Source organism: Zoogloea dura (assembly GCF_012927165.1).
GTDB lineage: Bacteria > Pseudomonadota > Gammaproteobacteria > Burkholderiales > Rhodocyclaceae > Zoogloea > Zoogloea dura.
The window spans coordinates 1-3,058 of sequence record NZ_JABBGA010000066.1 but is presented as its reverse complement, the minus strand read 5'-3'; the positions used below and the strand labels follow the sequence as shown (position 1 = coordinate 3,058).

Sequence of the window (3,058 nt, the reverse complement as noted above, 5' to 3'; positions counted from 1 at the left end):
CCGAGTAGAAAGCAATCAGCAATTGGGCCTTGAGCAGGCGCTCCGGCGGAATCGAAGGGCGGCCCGTCCTGGCGTACAGGCCGTCGAGCTCCGCAGAAATGGCGGACAGTGCCGACTCGGCCAGTTTCTTCACCCGGCGCAACGGGTGATCAGCCGGAATCCGGGACTCGACCGAGAAATAGTGAAACATCGAGGACTGGGGATCGACTTCGCCACGCATCGTTGTTCTGCCTGGGGTTCGGGGATACGGCTAGGACAGACGGGTGGCGGGATCGTTCACTGGGTTTTGCATCAACCTGCTAACCCGACCTACTTGGCTTAGCTGACACGCACATGGCGACGACCGAGACGGCCGGGGCGAGGAAGGGCACGATATCGACATCAGCCATGGAGCGCTACCGGTCGCAGGTCCACTTTCAGGTCGTACTCCATGAGACGAACGTTGGGCACCTGCGTCGCCGCATACCGGAGTTTCTGTCCGATGTCGGACGCAACGATGACCCCGTAGACTTTCTTCTCGCCGGCCAAGTGCTCTTTTACCCAGCCCATGTAGCGCAGGATCTGCCCCAGCGTTGCGTCGGGGCCGCGACCCAGTTTCAGTTCGAGCACGTAAAAATCACCGCTGTAAGTGGCGAGGATATCGATTGGTCCGACGTCAGTCTGAAACTCGACACCGTCACGGTCGTTGGTGCGGTAAAGAGTCAACGATGCGGTGTGGCCTGGAAGCTTAGGTAAGTTTCTGGCGAGGTAATCGCGCAGGTGTGCTTCGAGCGCGAACATACCATAGGTGTCGCCCGTTACTTCGTTGGTTTCGATGACCAACGTCGAGTTTTCGCCAACACCGTCCGCCAGGCGTACCATCAAATCCCCGTCGGTCGTTTTGGCGATCTCCCAAACGCCATGCTTTTCGGGGTCGTACCAAACGACTTTGCCACGACCGGTGTTGAACAGGTAATCGTAGGGTGTGTCGGAAATCCGGGGCTTCTTGTTCTCGTTGTAATGAATACGTGACGGGTGATTTACCGCGCCAGAAATAATGCTGCATGTCATCGAACTGTCGTTGACGTCGTCCCCATACATCGAGCGGATCTTCGCTTTGATGGCGGGATAGGTGCATTCCCCGTTCATCTGCTGTACCGCGTCCTTGACCATTTGCCAGACTGGCTTCTTATTCCCGTTGTTCATCGTTTGTCGTCCTCGCATTCATTGGTGGTTTTGTCGGGATCGGACGAACCCATTCCGTTCAGCCATCTGGTTGGATCGATTGCCGCCTCATGGCCGATCCCCGACATTAGACTCCCCCCACCTCATACCTCAACTCCACCATCCCGCCCCCCATCTGCCTCACCGTAGTCAGCCGCAGCGTTGGACTCAACACCCGCCGCGGAAAAACCTGTTTCCCTTTGCCCAGGGTAACGGAGCCGATCTGGATGATGAGTTCGTCCAGCAGCCCTGCGTCGTGGAATTGCCCGGCGAGGTCGCCGCCGCCGACGATCCAGATGTTCATTGCGCCAGCGGCCGTGCGCATCTGTGCATGCACGTCGCGTACGTCGCCCTGCACGAAGCGGATGTCCGCGCCTTCGATGGTCGGGAGCGGGCGGTGGGTGAAGATCCAGGTGGGTTGGGTGTAGGGCCAGGGTGAGCCGGTCTCTGCAGCCACCATGTCGGCGTTGCGGAGCATCCATTCGTAGGTGGAGGCGCCCATGGCCAGGGCGCCGACCTCGGCGATGAAAGCGGGATAGCTGGATTCGTTGAGGTCGCCGAGGGAGAACAGCCATTCCAGCGAGTCGTCCTCGGTGGCGATGAAGCCGTCGATGCTTGATGCGGTGTAGTACTGCGTCTTCATGACTTTGCTTTCCTTCCGCCAGCGTCTGCATTGATCCCCGCGATCCTCACATGCCCACGTGCTGCCGCTCAATGAACTGCTTCACTCCGCATCCTTCCAGCCCGGGTCTTTTCTCTTCCAACCCACCTCAATCAAGCTCCAGGCGCCGCGCGACAAAGACAAACGGGTATGGCATCAATACATGCCATACCCGTTTCTTTTGAAGCACGGCTGCCCGAAGGGTAAGCAGCCGTGCACATGTTTCTCGTCGGACTGCCTATTGATATGGCAGCCGTGCACATTGATGTAGCACCCGTGCACTTTGATCTATCAGCCCGCTACATGCTTCCCGCGCCGGTCCACGAAGCACTCACACGCTCCAGCATGCTTTGCTCCCGCTGCACATCATCATGAGTGCGCGAGCGCCCGTCCCTGGACCTTCTCTTCCACGCTCTCCATACCCAGCCAGGAAGGCCACCCTGAGCAGCGTGGTCATAGGCAACAGGTGCTTGTTGAGTGAAACAGTTCATAGGCCCGTCATGGCGGAGATGTGAGTATCGTGACTGTCGCCGTAACGGCCAGCATGAGCAGGCTGTCGCGCGGCACAGTTTGGAGTCCTTGCGCCTCTGGGGCTTGTCGATCTCTTTGAAATGGTTGTCCGCTGAAATCCCCGTCGTGTATCCAGCGCTGCCTTTTCAGAGAGGGTGGCCAAGAAGCGCTTTGTGGAGCGAGGGCCCCAAGTCAAGGTCCTGGCGTGTTGAGAATGGGCTCCATCTTCATGCCAAACGGAATCGCCACAGATCCAAATATGCGGAGCTCAAAAAATGATGACTGATACCTGCGGCAGGTCTCTTCTGCACGCGCCACAAGGACAAATGGATAAGAGGTCACGTAAGCTCTTTATCCAAAAAGTAGCTCCGGTGATGTTTGTTCTGGGCGCGCTCTAGACTGAAGTGCAACACCCCGATTTGTTAGGGTGTAGGCATGGGAAATCACTACAGTCAGTTGTCGATGGACGAACGTAATCAGATTCATCGGTGCAGCAATGAGGGATTGAGTCTTCGGGCAATTGCCCGAAGACTCAATCGGCCGACTTCCGCGGTGTCGCGTGAAGTGGCGCGCAACACAATTGGCAAGAGCTACGATGCCGCCCGTGCCGAGCGGGCGATGCTGGCGCGCAGACGCCGCGGGACGGTCAAGCTCAAGAGCGGTTCCGTGCTGCTCAACCGGGTT

At 58.1% G+C, this 3,058-nt stretch carries 3 protein-coding genes and 1 pseudogene; 1 reads left to right on the top strand and 3 read right to left on the bottom strand.

Annotated elements, in window-relative coordinates:
* The 3 genes and pseudogenes from HHL15_RS26020 to HHL15_RS26010 form a co-directional block, all read right to left on the bottom strand.
* Positions 1-220, bottom strand: a pseudogene (locus HHL15_RS26020) (IS5/IS1182 family transposase); the annotation flags it as partial.
* Between the two features lie 161 nt (positions 221-381).
* Positions 382-1,185, bottom strand: coding sequence for an endonuclease NucS domain-containing protein (locus HHL15_RS26015; protein ID WP_169148672.1), 804 nt, complete (start codon positions 1,183-1,185; stop codon positions 382-384).
* 106 nt (positions 1,186-1,291) lie between these two features.
* A complete protein-coding gene (locus tag HHL15_RS26010) occupies positions 1,292-1,846 on the bottom strand; it encodes a dihydrofolate reductase family protein (protein ID WP_169148671.1) in 555 nt (184 codons plus the stop codon).
* Between the two features lie 963 nt (positions 1,847-2,809).
* On the opposite strand from HHL15_RS26010, the gene HHL15_RS26005 reads away from it, so the two are divergent.
* The coding region (locus HHL15_RS26005) for a helix-turn-helix domain-containing protein (protein ID WP_169148670.1) at positions 2,810-3,058 on the top strand (249 nt) is incomplete at its 3' end.

Bases quoted from the DNA above. Each gene is read 5' to 3' on its own strand.
- HHL15_RS26015 (WP_169148672.1), bottom strand. From the start codon at position 1,185: ATGAACAACGGGAATAAGAAGCCAGTCTGGCAAATGGTCAAGGACGCG.
- HHL15_RS26010 (WP_169148671.1), bottom strand. From the start codon at position 1,846: ATGAAGACGCAGTACTACACCGCATCAAGCATCGACGGCTTCATCGCC.